We start from the raw sequence: 18,255 nt of genomic DNA on the forward strand, positions 1-18,255 counted from the left end.
AGCTCAGCCCGGCCTGAGCATCGAGTGGGAAATCGCGAAGATGCGCTCAGTGCCAAGCATATAGGCCATCAGCGTTTCGCGGCGGAACAGCCCGGCATAGGCGCGGTCAAGGAGATTGAGCGAACCGGTGTAGGCGCCGAAGGCCGGCATGATCATGCGGCCGCCATCGCCGGCAAAGCAGCGCCGCCGCACCGAACGGCCTTGCTGGACGATGCGGGCGCAAGGATGCAGATGGCCTGATATCTCGCCCTCCACCCTTACCGCCGAAGGCTCGTGCCGGAAGAGCAGAGAGCCGATGGCCAGCTCGCGCACGGTGTCGCCCGGCAGGTCAGCCGGTGCTTCCGGGTCATGATTGCCGGCGACCCAGAACCAGTCGCGCCCAACCATCAGCCCTTCCAGCCTTTCGCGAAAGCTTGCGTGCATGCGCGCGGCGCCGCCGCCATCGTGAAAACTGTCGCCCAGGCTGATGACTATCGCAGGCTGATAATCGGCAATCACCGTCTGCAGCCGGAGCAGCGTGGCGCCGGTATCGTAAGGCGGAACCAGCGTGCCGCGCCTGGCCAGTGAGGAGCCTTTTTCCAGATGCAGGTCGGATACGGCCAGAAGCCGGAATTCGGGAAAATAGAGCACGCCGCGGCGGTCGCAGATCGCGCGTTCGCCAGCGATACGGACGGCGCCCGTATCCGCCAGAGTCGCAGCCATTGCCAGCGCCACAGTCATTTCGTCCCCATGGCCTCCTCGACCAGCGTGGCTGCATCCATCAGCAGCGTCTCATCGGCCTCGCCGTGCACCGGCATCTTGCCGATCTCAAGCATGATCGGCACGGCGAGCGGCGATATCTGCTCGAGATTCTTATGCATGATTCGACCCTGGACGCGCGAGAGCATCTCGGCAAGTCTGCTGACATCCAGCAGACCGGTCGCGGCATCGGCCCGCGTCGCCTGCAAAAGGATGTGGTCGGGCTCATGGCTGCGCAGCACGTCGTAGATGAGGTCGGTCGACACGGTCACCTGGCGGCCGCTCTTCTCCTGGCCCGGGTGGCGTTTCTCGATCAATCCCGAGATCAGCGCGCAATTGCGAAAGGTGCGCTTCAACAGCCAGCTGCCGGCGAGCCAGGCTTCGAGGTCGTCGCCCAGCATATCTTGATCGAAGAGCGCAGCCAGCGACGGTTTCTTCGCCCTGAACATGTGACCCATATCGGCCAGCGACCATATGGCAAGCGCATAATCGGTGGCGACGAAGCCGAGCGGCCTGGCTCCCGCCCTGTCGAGGCGGCGGGTCAGCAGCATGCCCAGCGTCTGGTGCGCCAGCCTGCCCTCGAACGGATAGGCCACCAGGTAGTAGCGGTTGCCGCGCGGAAAGGTCTCGATCAGCAGATCGTCGCGTTTCGGCAGCACCGACTTGTCGGCCTGGAAACGTAGCCAGTCGGCGACCTGCTCCGGCAGCTTCTTCCAGCGCTGCGGATCGTCCAGCATGGCGCGCACCTGTTCGGCTAGGTACGTCGAAAGTGGGAATTTGCCGCCGCCATAGTACGGCACCTTGGCGTCGCTGCCCGGCGCGTTCGAGACGAAGCACTCACTCTCACGGATGCCCTCGAAGCGCAGCACCTTGCCGGCGAACATGAAGGTGTCGCCGTGCGTCAGCGTTTCGAGGAACGCCTCCTCGATCTTGCCAAGAACCCGACCGCCACGCGAAGCCGCGCCTCTGCTGCCGGCCTGGACGTAGCGCACGTTGAGCGCCGGCACTTCAATGATGGTGCCGACATTCAGCCGGTATTGCTGAGCGACGCGAGGATTGGACACCCGCCACAGCCCGTCCTTGTTGAGACGAATACGGGCGTAGCGTTCGTAGTTCTTCAGCGCATAGCCGCCGGTGGCGACGAAATCGATGACGCGATCGAATGTCGGCCGGTCGAGATCGGCATAGGGTGCTGCCGTTCGCACTTCCTCGAACAGCGCATCGGCCTGGAACGGCGCACCGCAGGCGCAGCCCAGCACGTGCTGCGCCAGCACGTCGAGCCCGCCATTGACCAGCGGCGGCGTATCCTGGGCGCCCAGATAATTGGCGTCGAGCGCCGCCCTGCATTCCAGCACCTCGAAGCGATTGGCCGGGATCAGGATCGCCTTCGACGGCTCGTCCATACGGTGGTTGGCCCGACCGATGCGCTGTGCCAGCCGGCTGGCACCTTTCGGCGCGCCGACATGGACGACCAGGTCGACGTCGCCCCAGTCGATGCCGAGGTCGAGCGTCGAGGTGGCGACGATGGCACGCAAGGCGTTCTCGCCCATCGCTTTCTCGACGCGCCGGCGCTGGGCGACGTCGAGCGAGCCATGGTGTAGCGCGATCGGCAAGGTGTCCTCGTTGACCCGCCACAACTCTTGGAACAGCAGCTCCGCCTGGCTGCGCGTGTTGACGAACAGCAGGGTTGTCTTGTGGCGCTTGATCTCGTTGTAGATCTCCGGCGTTGCGTAGCGGGCCGAATGTCCCGCCCACGGCACGCGCTCCTCCGAATCGAGAATGGAGATCTCGGGCTTGGCGCCGCCAATGACGACGATCAGTTCGGCCATCGGCCCCGGTGGATTCTGGCTGACCAGCCAGCGCCGCAATTCGTCGGGCTCGGCGACCGTCGCCGACAGGCCGATCATCTGCAGGGCGGGCACAAACGAGCGCAGCCGGGCCAGGCCAAGCGACAGGAGGTGCCCACGCTTCGAGGTCACCAGCGAATGCAGTTCGTCGAGTACGACATAGCGCAGGTCCTCGAAGAAGCGCCTGGCGTCGGCCGCGGCAATCAGCAGCGCCAATTGCTCGGGCGTGGTCAGCAGAATGTCGGGCGGCGCCAGCTTCTGCCGCTGGCGCTTGTGTGCGGGCGTATCGCCGGTGCGCGTCTCGACAGTAACCGGCAGCCCGATCTCTTCGACGGGTTTGCCGAGATTGCGCTCGATGTCGACGGCCAGCGCCTTCAACGGCGAGATGTACAGCGTGTGGATGCCGCGATGCGCCTGCCCTGGCCTTCTCCTTGGCCGGCCGGCCAGTTCGGTCAGCGATGGCAAGAACCCGGCCAGCGTCTTGCCGGCGCCGGTCGGGGCGATCAGCAATACCGACTGCCCGCCCTGAGCCTTGGCCAGCAATTCGATCTGATGGGCGCGCGGCGACCAGCCTTTTTCCGCAAACCATTTGACGAATGGCTCGGGCAGGACGACGGCGGCTTTCTGTTCGGCAAGGCGCAGCTGCTCTGTCACGCGTCAGAGGTAGCGCGGCGGCGCGCGATCGCCAAGCAGAATCAGAACAAAAGGTGATCGATTCGCGTTACGGCCGGCGAAACCCCGTCGGACCGCCATAGAGATAGCCGATACGGGCGATCGCTTCGCTCAGTCCTTCACGCGATACCAGCATGGTGTGGCCATTGGCGTGGATTATCGTCTCGGCGTCGGTCATGATAGCGACGTGGCCTTTCCAGAACACCAGGTCGCCGCGCTGAAGCCCGGAAAAGTCCGGCCCCGGAACGAGCGGCTCGCCGATGGTTGCCGCCTGCATGTCGGAATCGCGCAGCACCTGCCTGCCGGCCATGCCCATCGCCAATTGCACGAGACCGGAACAGTCGATGCCGAAGCCCGAGGCGCCGCCCCACAAATAAGGCGTGCCGAGAAAGCTCTCGGCAACAGCAACGTAGTCGGCGGCCGCCTCGGCGACAGGCCTGAGATGACCCGAGATGACCGCTTGACCGGACGGCAACAGCGCATAATGCGTGCCGCGTGTTTCGGCTGAGCCCGTCACCGTCACCAATGATCCCATCGACAATTGCCCGCTCACCGGAAAGCGCAAGTCGGGTCCTGGATAGAGAAAGGTGCGCGGCACCGAAACGATATGGGTCGGCGCATGGTCCCGAGCGCCCAACGCCGTGTCGGCGACATAGCCGACATAGCCGTCGCATTCGCCCTGGATCCAGGCCCAGCCTTCTGCGTCCTCGAAGACGAGAATGTCATCGCCGAACAGAAGCTGTGTGTTGACACCGGCATTCGGCCGTGGCGCCTTGCGGATGTCGGCCACGGAAGCGGTGATGCGAGCCGGCCGGCCGGCGACGAACCGGTCGGCGGCGACCTCGCCTCTCAGCCTGGCATCGGCGAGATCGGAGCGGAAGGCATGGAGGCGGGCATCCCTGGCGGTCAAATCGGCAACTCGTTCAAATGGACAATTTGGTCAAATCGGCAGCTCTTGGGCTCTGGCAATGATAACATCGCCGAAGCGTTCGACAAAGAGCGCACCTTCGACTGTGCGCCTGACCAGCACGTTGCGCTTGTCGAGCTCGTCGCGGTGGCGCGACACCAACTTCAGCGCCCCCATCGTGTCGAGCGCACGGGTGATCACCGGCTTGGTGACATTGAGGCGGGCAGCCAGACCGCGCACCGTGTGCGGCGGCGGATCGAGATAGATGGTGAACAGGATCGCCGTCTGGCGCATGGTGAGATCGGGTGCGTCGTCGCGCACCTGCGACAGCACCACCTGCTGCCACAGTCGCAAGGCCTGACTTGGACGCATGATAATCGACATCCGTCCAGCATGACGGAAAATTGTTTCGGTTCCGTTTCAGTCAACACCTTCGTCGGCTATGCCGAGACATCATCCGCCGAAGCGGTTCGAAATGACACGCTCCAGCGCCCGGATGCCTTGCGCCTCGCCGCCGGCAAGGCCGTGCGGGCGGTCCGACGGGTTCCAGGCGAAGATGTCGAAATGCGCCCAGCTGGCGGTCTTTTGGACGAAGCGCTTCAGGAATAGCGCCGCGGTGATCGAGCCGGCGAGACCATCCGACGTGACGTTGTTGATATCGGCAATTTTCGACGCCAGCTTGGCGTCATAGGGCTTCCACAACGGCATGCGCCATAGCGGATCCTCGACCGCAACGGAGGCGTCCGCCAGCTCGGATGCAAGCGCCTCGTCACCGGTGTAGAAGGGCGGCAGGTCGGGGCCGAGCGCAACACGGGCAGCGCCTGTCAGTGTTGCCATATCGACCAGCATCTGCGGCTCCTCGTCGTCGGCCAAGGCTAAGGCGTCGGCGAGGACCAGCCGCCCTTCAGCGTCGGTGTTGCCGATTTCGACGGTGATGCCTTTGCGGCTCACCAGCACATCGCCTGGACGGAAGGCGTTGCCGGCTATCGAATTCTCGACAGCGGGGATGAGCACGCGCAGCCGGACCTTCAGCCTGGCGGCCATGATCATGGAAGCGAGGCCCAGCACGTTGGCAGCGCCGCCCATGTCCTTCTTCATCAAAAGCATGCCCGAGGACGGCTTGATGTCGAGGCCGCCTGTGTCGAAGCAGACGCCCTTGCCGACCAGCGTTATCTTGGGGGCATTCTTCGGCCCCCAAATCATGTCGATCAGGCGCGGCGCGTCGGCCGAAGCGCGACCGACGGCATGAATCATCGGAAAGTTGGCGGCGAGAAGATCGTCGCCCTTGGTCACCGATATTTCAGCCTTGTGCGTCGCGGCCAAGGTCCGGGCGGCATTCTCCAGCTGGCCGGGACCCATATCGCTGGTCGGCGTGTTGACCAGGTCGCGTGCCAGGAAAACGCCATCGGCGATGCGTCTGACGCGAGCGGCGTCGGCGCCGGACGGCAGCGCGAAGCGAAGCGTCCTGCCGGGCTTCTTGCCATAGCGGGTGAAGACATAGCCGCCGAGTGCCAGCGCGAGTGCCGTAAGCTCCGGCTTGGCCGGTGCGGACGCAAGACGCCACTCGCCTTCGGGCAAGGCTCTCGCCAGTGCCCCGACGGCCATTGCACCCTCGTCGTCGCCGGTGCCGAACAGGGCTCCGGCAATCGCACCGTTGTCGCCAGGCACAACCAGCGTCCTGCCGGCCTCGCCGGAAAAGCCGTTGGCCTTGGCCCAGGCGACTGAGGATGGCTCAAGGCCCGCCGCCGCCTGCGCATCCTTCGCCACCAAATGGACCGGCAGCGCATTGCTCAATTTTTTCTCGACGAGTTCAACAGGCATTCGCTGGTCTCCGGCTTCTGAGTCGGCATTTCTTAACTCTCCGTTAGGGTTAACAGAATATTTCTGCGGGAGGGAAGATGACCACGCAAATGGTCACGCGCATGAACGGAGCCCTGGTGCCGATGCCGACCGACCGCAGGATGAACGCCAGCGCAAATAGGCTGATCACCACGGCGTTGATGATGGTGCTTGCCGCAAGCGTCGCTGGCTGCGGAACCAGCAAATTGACGACTGGCTCGATTTCTCGCCCAAGCGGCAAGCCGCTGGAAACAATGTCGGCGGGCGAACTGCACAACGCCACGATGGCGCTCGGGCAGTCCTACTCGAAAAGCCCCAACGACAAGCGGATCGCGACAAACTATGCCGCGGCGCTGCAGATGGACGGTGACGCCGACCAGTCGCTTGCGGTGATGCGCAAGCTGGCGATTGCCTTGCCGAAGGACCGCGACGTGCTCGCCGCCTATGGCAAGGCGCTTGCCGCCAACGGACAGTTCGAGCCAGCTCTCGATGCCGTGCGCCGCGCGCAGACGCCCGAATATCCTGACTGGAAACTTGTATCGGCGGAAGCTGCCATTCTCGACCAGCTCGGCCAAAAGGACGAGGCGCGTCAAGACTATCGCAAGGCGCTGGACCTCAAGCCGAACGAACCGTCGATCCTTTCCAATCTCGGCATGTCGTACGTGCTGGAAGGCGATTTGCGCACGGCCGAAACCTATATGCGCTCGGCCGCCCAGCAGCCGAATGCCGACAGTCGCGTCCGCCAGAACCTAGCGCTGGTCGTCGGTCTGCAAGGACGTTTCGACGAGGCCGAGAAGATCGCCTCACAAGAGCTGTCGCCGGAACAGGCGCAGGCCAACGTCGCTTACCTTCGCCAGATGCTGGCGCAGCAGAATGCCTGGAGCCAGCTCAAGGAGCAGGACAAGGCAAAGCCTGCCACCAACTGACCGCTTCGAGCGCCGAACCGGCGCGAGAATTCCGCAACATGTCAAACGCAAGGAACCGCGCGACACCGGCAGCGCGGCTTTGAATCGTAGCAGCGTTTGTGGCGACGCCGCTTGGGCTACTGGCTGCTCGATTTCGGCTGGTCGCCAAAGATGCCGCGCTGACTCACCTGGATGCCGGCGGGACCCAGAATGATGGCGAACAGCACCGGCAGGAAGAACAGGATCATCGGCACGGTAAGCTTCGGCGGCAGCGCGGCCGCCTTCTTCTCGGCGGCATTCATGCGCATGTCGCGGCTCTCAGCGGCAAGCACGCGCAGCGCATGCGCCACGGGCGTACCGTAGCGCTCGGCCTGAACCAACGCCTGGGACACCGACCTGACGGATTCGAGGCCAGTGCGGCTTGCAAGGTTCTCGTACGCCTGCTTGCGCTCCTGCAGATAGGAAAGTTCGGCATTGGTCAGGATGAATTCTTCCGCCAATGCCACCGATTGCGCGCCGATCTCATCGGCGACCTTGCGAAGCGCTGCTTCCACCGACATGCCGGACTCGACGCATATCAGCAACAGGTCGAGCGCGTCCGGCCACGCCATCTGAATCGACTGCTTGCGCTTGGTCGCACGGTTGTTGACGTAGAGCACCGGCGCGTAGAACCCGGCATAGGCAACCACGATGCAGACGAACAGCTTCACGAAAAGCGGCTGCTCGGGCAGTCCTCCAAGCACGAACAGATATATGGCCGCCAATGCAAAGCCGATGAAGGGCAGGACGAGGCGGAAAAAAAGGAAGCGCGTCAGCGGATTTTGGCCGCGAAAACCCGCCACTTTCAATTTCTGCAAGGTACCTTCGTCCGCCAGCGCACGCCTGAGATCCAGGCGATCGACAATATTGCGCATGCCGACCGACTGCTCTTCGCGCAGGCCCTTGCGGCGGCGGTCGGCTTCGACTGCCAGCCGCGCGCGCTGTTTGGCGCGCAGCTCATCGCGCTCCAGCGCCACGGATTTCATGCGCGCCTTGAGCTGGTTCCCGCCAAAGGCGGGCAGCAGCGTGAAGACCGTCGCAAACACCGCGATGCCGACCAGCAGTGCGATCAGCAGGGACGGGTCGGTGACAGTTCTGATGACGTGATCGGTCATACGCGCGAATCCTAGACTTCGAAGTTCATCATCTTGCGCATTACCAGGATACCCATCGACATCCAGACGCCGGAACAACCGAGGATCAGATGGCCGGTGCTGGTGGTAAAGAGGGGCATGATGTAGTTCGGGCTCGTCAGATAGACGAGAAAGGCGACGACGAAAGGCAGCGCGCCGATGATCACGGCGGATGCCTTGGCTTCCATAGACAACGCCTGGACCTTGGCCTTCATTTTCTTGCGGTCGCGAAGCACGCGCGAAAGATTGCCCAGCGCTTCGGAAAGATTGCCGCCAGCCTGAGACTGGATCTGGATGACGATGCCGAAGAAGCTCGCCTCGGTGCACGGCATCGTTTCGGGCATGCGCATGGCCGCGTCGGGGATCGACAAACCCATTTGCTGCGAATCGACGATGCGGCGGAACTCGGTCTTGACCGGCTCGGGGGATTCATTGGCGATCAGGCGCACGGCGTCGTTCAGCGGCAGGCCAGATTTTACTGCACGCACGATGATGTCGAGCGCGTTCGGAAATTCGTTGAGAAACGCCTTGACGCGGCGTGCGCGGCGAAACGAGACGAACCAGCGCGGCAGACCCAAGACACCGACCAGCAGCGCAGCCGGCAAGACCAGCAGCGGTGCGCCGATGAAATAGACCAAAGCCGTCAAGACGACGCCGCAGACCGCCGAATAGACATAGAAGCGCTCAATCGAGACCTTCATGCCGGCCTGGCGGATTTGGATCTTCAGCGGTGGTTTCTTGACCAGGCTCTGGTTGGACTTTTGCTTTTGGTCGAGATCCTTCAGCGAATCCTGGACGGATTTGCGACGCTTGGCCGCTTCCGCCACGCGATCGCGCGAAGCCTTGACGACGGAACGATCCGTCTCGGCGGTCTTGATCGATTCAAGCCGCTTGCCGACCTGCTTCTCGGTGCTGATCCGATTGAACAGGAAAGCATAGGCCACTGCGCCGGCGCTGAAGCCGGCGAGCACGACGAATGCCAATACGGTGCTGTCAATCCCGAACATCGACCCTGGCCCCCACGCTTCCAGACGGATCAGTCAGCGCGTTTCTCCATCGCCTCGAGTGCAACGGCTAGGCGCTGCTCCTCGCCATAGTAGCGGGCGCGCTCCCAGAAATGCGGACGGCCGATGCCGGTCGACACGTGCTCGCCCAGCAACCTGCCGTTCGCATCCTCGCCCTTGATGTTATAGAGAACGATGTCCTGGGTGATGATGACGTCGCCTTCCATGCCGATCACCTCGGTGATGTGGGTGATGCGCCGCGATCCGTCGCGCAGGCGTGCAGCCTGTATGATCACGTCGACGGAGCCGACGACAATTTCGCGTACGGTTTTTTGCGGCAGCGTGTAGCCGCCCATGGCGATCATTGACTCTATACGGTTGAGGCATTCGCGCGGGCTATTCGAGTGGATCGTTCCCATCGAGCCGTCATGGCCGGTGTTCATCGCCTGCAACAGGTCGAACACTTCGGGTCCACGCACCTCGCCGACGATGATGCGCTCGGGCCGCATGCGCAGACAGTTCTTGACCAGGTCGCGCATGGTCACTTCGCCCTCACCTTCAAGGTTGGGCGGACGTGTTTCGAGACGCACCACATGTGGCTGCTGCAATTGCAGCTCAGCCGAGTCCTCGCACGTAATAACGCGTTCCTCGCGGTCGATATAGTTGGTCAGGCAATTGAGCAGCGTCGTCTTGCCGGAGCCGGTACCGCCCGAAATGACAATGTTGCAACGGACGCGGCCGATGATCTTGAGAATCTCGGCGCCTTGCGGCGAAATCGAGCCGAACTTGACCAGTTGGTCGAGCGTCAGCTTGTCCTTCTTGAACTTGCGGATGGTAAGGGCGGTGCCGTCGATGGCCAGGGGCGGTGCGATGACGTTGACACGGGAGCCATCAGGAAGACGCGCATCGCAGATTGGGCTTGATTCATCGACGCGGCGGCCAACCTGGCTGACGATACGCTGGCAGATGTTGAGGAGCTGCTGGTTGTCGCGGAAACGGATGCCGGTCTGCTCGACCTTGCCGTTGACCTCGATGTAGACGTTCTTGGAGCCATTGACCATGATGTCGGCAATATCGTCGCGGGCAAGCAGTGGCTCCAGCGGCCCGTAGCCCAAGACGTCGTTGCAGATATCCTCGAGAAGCTCTTCCTGCTCGGCGATGGACATCGCGAAGTTCTTGATCGCGATGATGTCGTTGACGATGTCGCGGATTTCCTCGCGCGCGCTTTCGGGATCGAGCTTGGCGAGCTGCGACAGATCGATCGTGTCGATGAGTGCGGAGAAGACCTGGCTTTTGGTGTCGTAATAGCTCTCGCTGCGCTCACGCTGAATCCTTTTCGGCTCCGGCGCCAATGGCGGCGGCTCGACCGCACGGCGAACCGCCGGCCCTGCAGGCGCGCCGGATGGCGGCAGCGCCCCGGGCCTGGCAGCTACCGCCGCTTCCACAGGGTTCGCGGCCGCCGGCGCGGCAGGTGCGGGTGCTGGCTGACGGAATTCCGGGATGGTCCGGTTGCCGTCGTCGCTGCCTCTTTTACCAAACATGATCGCTTACCAATTCCACCGCTGCGGCATCACTTCTTGTTGCGCGAAAGCTTGCCGAGCAGGTTGCCGAGGCCAGCCTTTTTCTTCACCTTGATTTCGCTGCGCCCCGTCAGCACATGGGCAATCTCGTTGATCGTGGCGACGACGGGGCTCTTGGCATCCATCTCACCGAGCATACGTCCGTTGTTGGCGGCATTTCCGAACAAAAGCGGCTCGAACGGGATGACCGACATCGGCGAAAGGCCGAGCGATTCGGAGAAATCGGACGGCGTAATCTCGGGACGTTTCGGCACACCGGCCTGGTTGATCACAAGCTTTGGCGCAGGATCGTTTGGACGAAGCCGCTTCAGCATGTCGACCAGGTTCTTTGTGTTTCGCAGATTGGCCAGTTCGGGCGTCGCCGTGATAACGATCTCGTCGGCCTTGACCAGCGTGTTCTTGGTCCAGCCGGCCCACACATGGGGGACATCGAGCACGAGGAGCGGCGCGCTACGCTGGGCTATGTCGATAAGCTGGGTGAAGGCGTCGGGCTCGAAATCGTAGACCCGCTCCAGGGTCGAAGGTGCCGCAAGCAGCGACAGGTGCTCGGCGCATTGGGCGAGCAGCCGGTCGAGATAGACCTCGTCGACGCGTTCCGGCGAGAAGACCGCCTCGGCAATGCCCTGCGCCGGGTCCTGGTCGAAATTGATGTTGGCCGTTCCGAAGGCGAGGTCGAGATCGGCGACAACCACTTCGGACTTGAAAAGGGACGACATGGCCCAAGCCACATTATGGGCTATTGTCGAGGAGCCGACGCCGCCCTTGGCGCCGATGAAGGCAATCGAGCGGCCGATCGGCTCAGCTTCCGGATCAACGAAGATCGAGGACACCACGCTGACGATGTCGGCCATCGATACCGGGGCGATGACATATTCGGAAATGCCCGAACGGATGAGTTCGCGATACAGGCCGACATCGTTGTAATGGCCGACAACCACCACCTTGGAGGTCGGATCGCAGTGCTCGGAGAGCTGGGCGAGTTGTTCCAGCAACAGCTTCGGCTCGCTGCGCGATTCAAGCAGGATCAGGTTCGGTGTCGGCGCAGACTGGTAGAATTCGATAGCGGTGGGGATGCCCCCCATATGCACCTTCAGATGGGCCTTGGCCATACGGCGATCCTCGCCAGCGCGCTCGACCGGATTGGCTACGCCTTCGGTCTCGCAGAACGCCTGGATCGAAATGCGCGGGATCGGCCGCAACGCCTGCATCGCGGCAATATCCTGCTCCGAGGTTTCGCCGCCTGCTACCTCTGTGTCATAGGCAAGATTGCTCATTGTCATCTCTTTCAGTGACTTGCGCGGCTTAGGTCTGTTGAGCCTCAACACTCGTTAATATTCGACTTCCGAATTGCCGAGGAGTTCGTCCGAAATTCCTCTGTCGCGATAGACGTCGATCACCGCGCTCCGATTTGCCGCGTCGATGGGAGTCTGTTTGCGCGGCCCGATCAGATCGGCCGGATTGGCCATCTGGGCGGCAAGGTTGTTTTGGTACGAACAGCCGAAATCGGCATAATGCTTGTTTTCCGAAGTCTCCAGAAGGTCTTCCGGCCAGCGCCCGCATTTGTCCGTCTGAGCCTTCACCGAGACGTAGGCGACACGGACCGGGGCGGACGCTTCGGCCGAAACGGATTGATAGGACCGCACGGCGATCCGCTTCCGGCTGATGCCGCTGGCTATGGCAAGCCTGGCGAAATCGCGGCCGGCCGCGGCCGCTGCGATTTCGTTAGCCGAGCCGCTCGGGACCTCAATCGTCAGCACCGGAGCCGCGCTCCTGTCGTATCCGTCCAGAAAGCCCAGGAGCGTGTCGCGCTGGAATCTGGTCATGCCACGGTCGCCGGCGCCGACCGGAAGGTCGATCTTCTGGATCTTCTCGGCGATGACGATCGGATGGGTGGTGCGATAGTCGTCCGGTATGGCACCGACCGTGACGCTGTCGCGATTGGCGCAGCCGGCCAGTGATGCCGCCATCACGACCGCCATGATGGGAACGGCGGGCCGCCAGATTCGCAAATGGACCGACCGCATCGCGGTGATCGCCTTTGTCTTCGATGCTGACTGAGACATGTCCGCTTCCCCGCTTACTTGTAGATGAAGCCGACAACGCCGTGATAACGGCCGTTGGGCTTGTCGGTCTGCATGGTGCCGTAGACGCGGTTGACGCGTCCAAGGAACATGGCGGCCCCGTCGCTGGCGGCGTTGAAATTGTCGTCAGGCTTGGCAAGGTCGTTGCGCGCCACCGGCTTCACCAGATAGGGCGTGATGATGATGACGAGCTCGGTCTCGTTGCGAACGAAATCCCTGCTGCGGAAGAGCGCGCCGAGCACTGGAATCTTTGTCAGGCCAGGCAAGCCGTTGACGGCTTGCCTGACATCGTCGCGGACGAGCCCGGCAATCATCATCGAGCCGCCCGAAGGCAGTTCCACCGTCGTGTCGGCCAAGCGTTTGCGAAGCGACAAGGCGTTCATGCCAAGGCTTTTTACGCCTTCGGAATAAGATACTGACCCTTCCGTTGTCGGCTCGGAGACCGACGTCCTGACTTTCAGGCTGATGCGGCCGGGAGACAGCACCACCGGCTGAAATTCCAGGCCAATACCATATTCGATCTTCTCGACTGAATAGGTTTTCAGACCTGTCTGGTTATCGTTGGAGACGGCTTCGGAAACGCCGGTCACCATGTTATATTCACCGCCGACCTTGAAGGTCGCCTTCTCGCCGGATACGGCCGTCAATGTTGGCTCGGCGAGAGTCTTCATGACGCCGGACTGTTCCATGGCGTTGATATAGGCCTGCAGCGTCGAGCTGCTGATAGAGAGGCCCGAGTTCGACAGCGACTTGCCTAAACCGGTGAAATTGTCGCTTAACGCGCTCCAGCTGATGCCGTTGCTGCTGCCGCTGCCGATCATGTTGACGCCGAGCTGCTTCATCACCGAGCGGCTGACTTCGGCAACCGTCACCTTGAGCGTCACCTGGTCGTCGCCGATAATCTGCAGCAGGTTGACGATCTTGCTGACGCGGCGCTCGGTGTCCGGATTGTTGATGTCGACGCCGGCATCGGCGGAGCCGCCGGCAGCGGTCTGCGAATATTGACCCGTGGTCGCTTCGCCGCCTGAGACGAAGATCTCCGCCAGGTCTTGCGCACGCTTGGCGTCCAGCGGAGTGTCAACGGTTCCGGTCAGAACGACATTGTCGTTCAGCAACTCGACCTTGATCTCCGATGACGGGATGAAGCGCTTGATATAGTCCTCCAGCCCGGCAACATCGCGTTCGACCGCCAGATCAAGGCTGACGATCTGTTCGCCATTCGGGCCAAAGACGAAGATGTTGGTCTCGCCGACCGCCTTTCCGAATAGATAGATGCGCCTGGCGGTGCGGGTCACCGCATCGGCTACCGCGGGGTTGGCAACGAGAATATCGTAGGCATCGCTCGGCAGGTCGATGACCACCGATTTGTTAAGCCCGAGCTTCACTCGCTGGGTGGCCGTCGAGGCTGTGACCCTGGCATTGTTCGCCGCATGGGCATCGAGAGTGCCATACGCATTCGTTCCAAGGAGAAACAGGCCGATCGCCGCAGCCAAGGTGACCGGCAGTTTGGTTTTTAGCTTCATTTCCTCGCCCCCACTTCGGAAACTTCGCCCGACTTGATCAACCGCACCGTTCCGCGCCGACCATTGCCGGAAACCAGGTAGTCGGCCTCCCCCACATTCTTGTCCTGGCTGTCCTTGATTGAGCGCAGTGCCAATGTCAGGCGATCCGCCATCTGCTGAGCGACGGTGATGATCTCGGACTGCTGCGGCGTCAGTTCCAGGGTGGCGGTCTGGCCGACCCTGGTCTTCTTGCCTTCCTCATCCTCCTGAATGGTCTGGTCGATCGCCAGGACGCGAATGTTCTTGAGGATAGTCTCGGTCGTGAAGCCCGGACTACCGCCATTGGCGGTATCGGCTCTGCGGGTCATGATGACGTCGACGAAATCGTTGGGAAGAATAAAGCCACCGGCCGAAGTGTCGGCCGAGATGCTTGTGGCGACAGCCCGCATGCCGGAGGGCAGGATCGACGACATGAAGCTTTGCCCCTCACCGATCAACTTCGAGCGCCGCAACGGCTCGCCGGCATACAGCGCCACGCGCGCGACGCCGCCCTTCAGCTTATCCAGCGCTTCAGGCTCGGCGGCGCGGGTGATGAAATTTGCGTTGATGCCGGCGGACGGCCATGACTCCCAGGAAATGTTGTTCTCTAGCGGACTGCCCATCGGAACATCGCCGGAAAGGACAAGCACGTCCTGCAGCGCGATCGCCGGCGCTTGGGGGCCGGAATCGACAACCGGAGGCGGCGGAGGCGCGACCATGTTCTTCGCGACATAGCCTGCACCTCCGGCCGCGGCTATCGCCACGCCTAGAATAATCAATCGGGATGCTGGCATCTGTCCGAACCTCGCCCTTGGCAAACCACCTGGCCAAGCCGGACTTTGCAGCGGCAATCGTCAAAACAAGGTTAATGTTATACTTACGATCGTGATTAATTTAACGTTTACATAAATTAGAGCGACCAAGCGCGGCCCGAAGGAAAGACGTCGCCAACTCGCCAGGCCCGGCGCAAATGGAGTAACGCAAATCAGCCCGCCAGCCTGGCGAGAGCCCAGGCCATTAACGGCGAGTCCGGATAGGTAAGCAGACCGCCAATGCCAAGCGCAATGCCGTACGGAACACCGGTCGCGTCATCGGCGAAATGGCGCAGGAACGGATTGTGGCTTGTGACGGCGGCAAGCAGCGATTTTCGATAGGCGAGAATGGCAAGCGTCAGCAAGCCGCCTATGAATGTCGAGGCGACGAGATATTCGATGAGATGGACATTCAGTCCCATCCACATGGCAGTGGCGGCCAGGAGCTTCGCGTCGCCGCCGCCCATGCCGCCAAGCGCGAACAGGCCGAACGTCACCGCGAGAACCAAGCCGGCGGCGGCGAAATGCCAGCCATAGGTGGCCCAATCCATGCCGGTCAAAGGCGCTACCAAGGCGAAGACAACCACAAGCAGCACAGGCACGCGATTGGCGATCGTCATCGACAGCATGTCGGAGATCGCGGCAAAAAGCATGCAGAACGGAAAGACGACGAAGATCACGGCTTCAAGCATGGACGAACGCCTGTGGTCAAATTGTACCTGGCCTAACCTAGGCACATTCTATTAACGACTGATGAGACTTCAAAGTGTTTTGTTACTATAATGCAACAGGGGCCGCAACGGAGCGGCCCCTGTTCTTGAAAAGTGACTGGCCGCGTAGCTTAATTGACGCCGTTGACCTTGCTGGCGATCTTGTCGAACTTGGCGTTCAGCGCGTTGCCGAGCGAGCCGGCGCCAACCATGATGGCGAGCGCGATGAGGGCGGCGATCAGACCGTATTCGATAGCGGTCGCGCCGGATTCGTCCTTCACAAAACGTGCGATGAGGTTAGACATTCGAGCTCCTACTCCAATTGTTACAGCACTTCCGTCAACTTCTCTTGATGGCTGATCGGATGCTGCGAATGTAAGCGGAAGCTGTTTCGATCGGCTTAATAAACAGGCTTACCGATTCCTTTCCCGCTTCGATGACATTGCGTAGTTAACCCAGGACTAAAATACCGGCCACTGGGTCCACAGGCTAACAAAGGGCGCAAAAGGCGCAATTCGGCAAAGAGGTTTGAGCCGTGCCTGCTAGCCCAATGCCGGTTCCGGCTTAATCCTGAACTCCAGCCGCTTAACGGTTGGTTCACCAATCTCGTTCATGTTCTGTTGAACAGTTTGTTGCCGGGGAGCGCCTCAATGGCCGGGCCGAGATCGTCATTTCCAATTGCCGTGGTTCTTGCCGCAGCGGCTTTCGCCGTTCCAGCCAAGGCAGGCGCCGGCATCGAGGTCACGATGAACCAGGCAAAGATCGTCAAATTGTCGCGCGCCGCCGATACGATTGTCGTCGGCAATCCGGCGATCGCTGACGCCTCCGTGCAGGACGCATCGACGATCGTACTGACCGGCAAGGGATTTGGCGTCACCAATCTTGTCGTCCTCGATCAGGAGGGCAACCCGATCGTCGATGAGCAAATAACGGTCGTGCGCCAGGCAGCGTCGTCGGTGCGCATCTATCGGCGTGCCGAAGTACAGACCATGTCCTGCGCGCCATATTGCGAAAGCTCGTACAAGAGCGATGCCGAGAAGGCCTCTGAGGCCGAGATGAGCGCCGGGCATTAGCTAGCCGACTTCTCCACCTTTGCGGGAACGCTTCGGTTATTGCCTGGTTAAGGCCTTTCCGCCGAATTTAACGGTCATTCCAACCGGACTTCAATCGGTTCCGACTAATGGTGGGATCCGATGCAGAACTGGAATCGGCGGGTAGAGGACATGAGCAAGGCAGGACGAGCAGGTTTTCCCGGAAGGTTTTTGGGCGACCGACGCGGAAGCACGGCGATCGAATTCGCCATGCTTGCAATTCCATTCGCGCTTCTTGTCTTCGCCATCCTGGAGAGCTGTATTTCATTTGCCGCACAAGAAGTGATGGCAAACGCCACAGACGACATCGCGCGCCAACTGCGTACCGGCCAATTAAGACCGGCCGATGTGTCCGGGACCAAGCTGCGGGATATGATCTGCACCAAGTTGGAGATCATGGTCGCCAAGACCTGTCCCGGATTGCTGGTGGATTTGCGCGAATATCCGACCTTCGCCGATGCGGCGCTGGCCGGTTTCAAGATCCAGGATGGCGACGTCGTGTTGACCAAGGGCACGAGCACACAGACCTTCACCGTCGCACCAGGCCTGGCAGAGTCGAGAAACATGCTGCGGGTTTTTTACAAATGGCCGGTGATGACCGACTTCATGGCCAAGTCGATGGCCAATCTGAAGGACGGCAAAACGCTGCATTTCGCTTCGATCACTTGGCAGAACGAGCCGTTCGACAACTGAACCACCTAGTCGCTTGAAAAGGGCAAAGCCATGATTCGTGCGGGGGCACAGCTGGGCATCGCAGAGATTTGTACAAGAGCAGTCCGGCTTTGCTCGGACCGCCGCGGTATTGCGGCTGTCGAGTTTGCCCTCATCGTGCCTGTCCTGTTGATCATGTACTTTATGACCATGGAAGCCTCGCAAGCCATCGAGACCAGCAAGAAGGTCAGCCGCATCGGCAGCATGGTAGCGGACCTTGTCACGCAGCAGCAGACCATCAAGGCGGCCGATCTCGATGCCATCATCGCGATCGGCAGTTCCACGCTTCAGCCCTATAATCGTTCGAAACCGAAGATCATCATTACGGCGATACAGGTCACGGACGAGACGACGCCGAAAGTCTTGGTCGTGTGGTCGCGCAAAGTAGTCGATGGTGTCTCTAGCGTCGACGCCATCAAGGATTCCGCCACAACGGTCCCGAGCGCGCTCAAGATCAAAGGCACTTTCCTCATTCGGGTCGAAAGCGATCTCGCCTACAAGCCAATCATCACCTGGTCGGCGGATGGCCAAAGCCGGTTCGGGTTGAGCTCGGCCTTCAATTCGATATCGATGGCGGAAACTTATTATCTACGGCCGCGAAGGAGCCCGACCATTCCGTGCAGCGATTGCTGACGCCTGAAGCCC

18 protein-coding genes are annotated in these 18,255 nt (G+C 61.4%); 4 read left to right on the plus strand and 14 right to left on the minus strand.

What is annotated here, in order from left to right; genetic code table 11:
- Nucleotides 1-3 precede the first annotated feature (3 nt).
- The 5 genes from pdeM to X760_RS56225 all read right to left on the minus strand — a co-directional run bounded on the left by pdeM (nt 4) and on the right by X760_RS56225 (nt 5,985).
- Complete coding sequence (gene pdeM, locus X760_RS56205; RefSeq protein ID WP_023719523.1) at nt 4-720, minus strand: ligase-associated DNA damage response endonuclease PdeM; 717 nt, start codon at nt 718-720, stop codon at nt 4-6.
- Nucleotides 717-3,239: a ligase-associated DNA damage response DEXH box helicase gene (locus X760_RS56210; protein ID WP_023719524.1), complete on the minus strand. Its 2,523-nt coding sequence runs from the start codon at nt 3,237-3,239 to the stop codon at nt 717-719. Before X760_RS56210 ends, pdeM begins: the two co-directional genes overlap by 4 nt.
- 67 nt (nt 3,240-3,306) lie before the next feature.
- Nucleotides 3,307-4,167, minus strand: coding sequence for an NlpC/P60 family protein (locus tag X760_RS56215; protein WP_023719525.1), 861 nt, complete (start codon nt 4,165-4,167; stop codon nt 3,307-3,309).
- A 30-nt stretch (nt 4,168-4,197) separates the two neighbouring features.
- Nucleotides 4,198-4,548 carry a MarR family winged helix-turn-helix transcriptional regulator gene (locus tag X760_RS56220; RefSeq protein ID WP_023719526.1) on the minus strand — a complete coding sequence of 117 codons (351 nt, stop codon included), beginning with the start codon at nt 4,546-4,548 and terminating at the stop codon, nt 4,198-4,200.
- A gap of 69 nt (nt 4,549-4,617) precedes the next feature.
- On the minus strand, nt 4,618-5,985 hold the full coding sequence (locus X760_RS56225) for a M17 family metallopeptidase (protein ID WP_023719527.1): 1,368 nt from the start codon (nt 5,983-5,985) through the stop codon (nt 4,618-4,620).
- A gap of 122 nt (nt 5,986-6,107) precedes the next feature.
- Here X760_RS56225 and X760_RS56230 point away from each other — a divergent pair, with 122 nt between their 5' ends.
- Complete coding sequence (locus X760_RS56230; protein WP_023719528.1) at nt 6,108-6,929, plus strand: tetratricopeptide repeat protein; 822 nt, start codon at nt 6,108-6,110, stop codon at nt 6,927-6,929.
- 116 nt (nt 6,930-7,045) lie between these two features.
- Here the strand turns inward: X760_RS56230 and X760_RS56235 are convergent, their stop codons facing one another.
- From X760_RS56235 to X760_RS56275, 9 genes are all read right to left on the minus strand, one after another.
- Nucleotides 7,046-8,062: a type II secretion system F family protein gene (locus tag X760_RS56235; RefSeq protein WP_023719529.1), complete on the minus strand. Its 1,017-nt coding sequence runs from the start codon at nt 8,060-8,062 to the stop codon at nt 7,046-7,048.
- An 11-nt stretch (nt 8,063-8,073) separates the two neighbouring features.
- A complete protein-coding gene (locus X760_RS56240) occupies nt 8,074-9,087 on the minus strand; it encodes a type II secretion system F family protein (RefSeq protein WP_023719530.1) in 1,014 nt (337 codons plus the stop codon).
- 29 nt (nt 9,088-9,116) lie between these two features.
- Nucleotides 9,117-10,625 carry a CpaF family protein gene (locus X760_RS56245; RefSeq protein WP_023719531.1) on the minus strand — a complete coding sequence of 503 codons (1,509 nt, stop codon included), beginning with the start codon at nt 10,623-10,625 and terminating at the stop codon, nt 9,117-9,119.
- A 29-nt stretch (nt 10,626-10,654) separates the two neighbouring features.
- Entirely contained in the window at nt 10,655-11,938 is a 1,284-nt protein-coding gene (locus X760_RS56250) for a CpaE family protein (protein ID WP_023719532.1), read from the minus strand.
- A 54-nt stretch (nt 11,939-11,992) separates the two neighbouring features.
- On the minus strand, nt 11,993-12,727 hold the full coding sequence (locus X760_RS56255) for a CpaD family pilus assembly protein (RefSeq protein WP_023719533.1): 735 nt from the start codon (nt 12,725-12,727) through the stop codon (nt 11,993-11,995).
- 14 nt (nt 12,728-12,741) lie between these two features.
- Nucleotides 12,742-14,268, minus strand: coding sequence for a type II and III secretion system protein family protein (locus X760_RS56260; RefSeq protein WP_023719534.1), 1,527 nt, complete (start codon nt 14,266-14,268; stop codon nt 12,742-12,744).
- The gene (cpaB, locus tag X760_RS56265) at nt 14,265-15,080 is read right to left on the minus strand and encodes a Flp pilus assembly protein CpaB (protein ID WP_023719535.1); all 816 of its coding nucleotides are present in this window, start codon (nt 15,078-15,080) and stop codon (nt 14,265-14,267) included. Before cpaB ends, X760_RS56260 begins: the two co-directional genes overlap by 4 nt.
- A 191-nt stretch (nt 15,081-15,271) precedes the next feature.
- Complete coding sequence (locus X760_RS56270) at nt 15,272-15,790, minus strand: prepilin peptidase (protein ID WP_023719536.1); 519 nt, start codon at nt 15,788-15,790, stop codon at nt 15,272-15,274.
- A 149-nt stretch (nt 15,791-15,939) separates the two neighbouring features.
- Nucleotides 15,940-16,113: a Flp family type IVb pilin gene (locus tag X760_RS56275; RefSeq protein WP_023719537.1), complete on the minus strand. Its 174-nt coding sequence runs from the start codon at nt 16,111-16,113 to the stop codon at nt 15,940-15,942.
- A 345-nt stretch (nt 16,114-16,458) separates the two neighbouring features.
- Between X760_RS56275 and X760_RS56280 the strand changes: the two genes are divergently transcribed.
- The 3 genes from X760_RS56280 to X760_RS56290 all read left to right on the plus strand — a co-directional run bounded on the left by X760_RS56280 (nt 16,459) and on the right by X760_RS56290 (nt 18,243).
- Nucleotides 16,459-16,881 carry a pilus assembly protein N-terminal domain-containing protein gene (locus tag X760_RS56280; protein ID WP_023719538.1) on the plus strand — a complete coding sequence of 141 codons (423 nt, stop codon included), beginning with the start codon at nt 16,459-16,461 and terminating at the stop codon, nt 16,879-16,881.
- Nucleotides 16,882-17,031: 150 nt separating this feature from the next.
- The gene (locus tag X760_RS56285) at nt 17,032-17,592 is read left to right on the plus strand and encodes a TadE/TadG family type IV pilus assembly protein (protein ID WP_031194173.1); all 561 of its coding nucleotides are present in this window, start codon (nt 17,032-17,034) and stop codon (nt 17,590-17,592) included.
- 30 nt (nt 17,593-17,622) lie between these two features.
- Nucleotides 17,623-18,243, plus strand: coding sequence for a TadE/TadG family type IV pilus assembly protein (locus tag X760_RS56290; protein ID WP_023719540.1), 621 nt, complete (start codon nt 17,623-17,625; stop codon nt 18,241-18,243).
- Nucleotides 18,244-18,255: the final 12 nt, after the last annotated feature.

This window comes from Mesorhizobium sp. LSHC420B00, assembly GCF_000503055.1.
GTDB lineage: Bacteria > Pseudomonadota > Alphaproteobacteria > Rhizobiales > Rhizobiaceae > Mesorhizobium.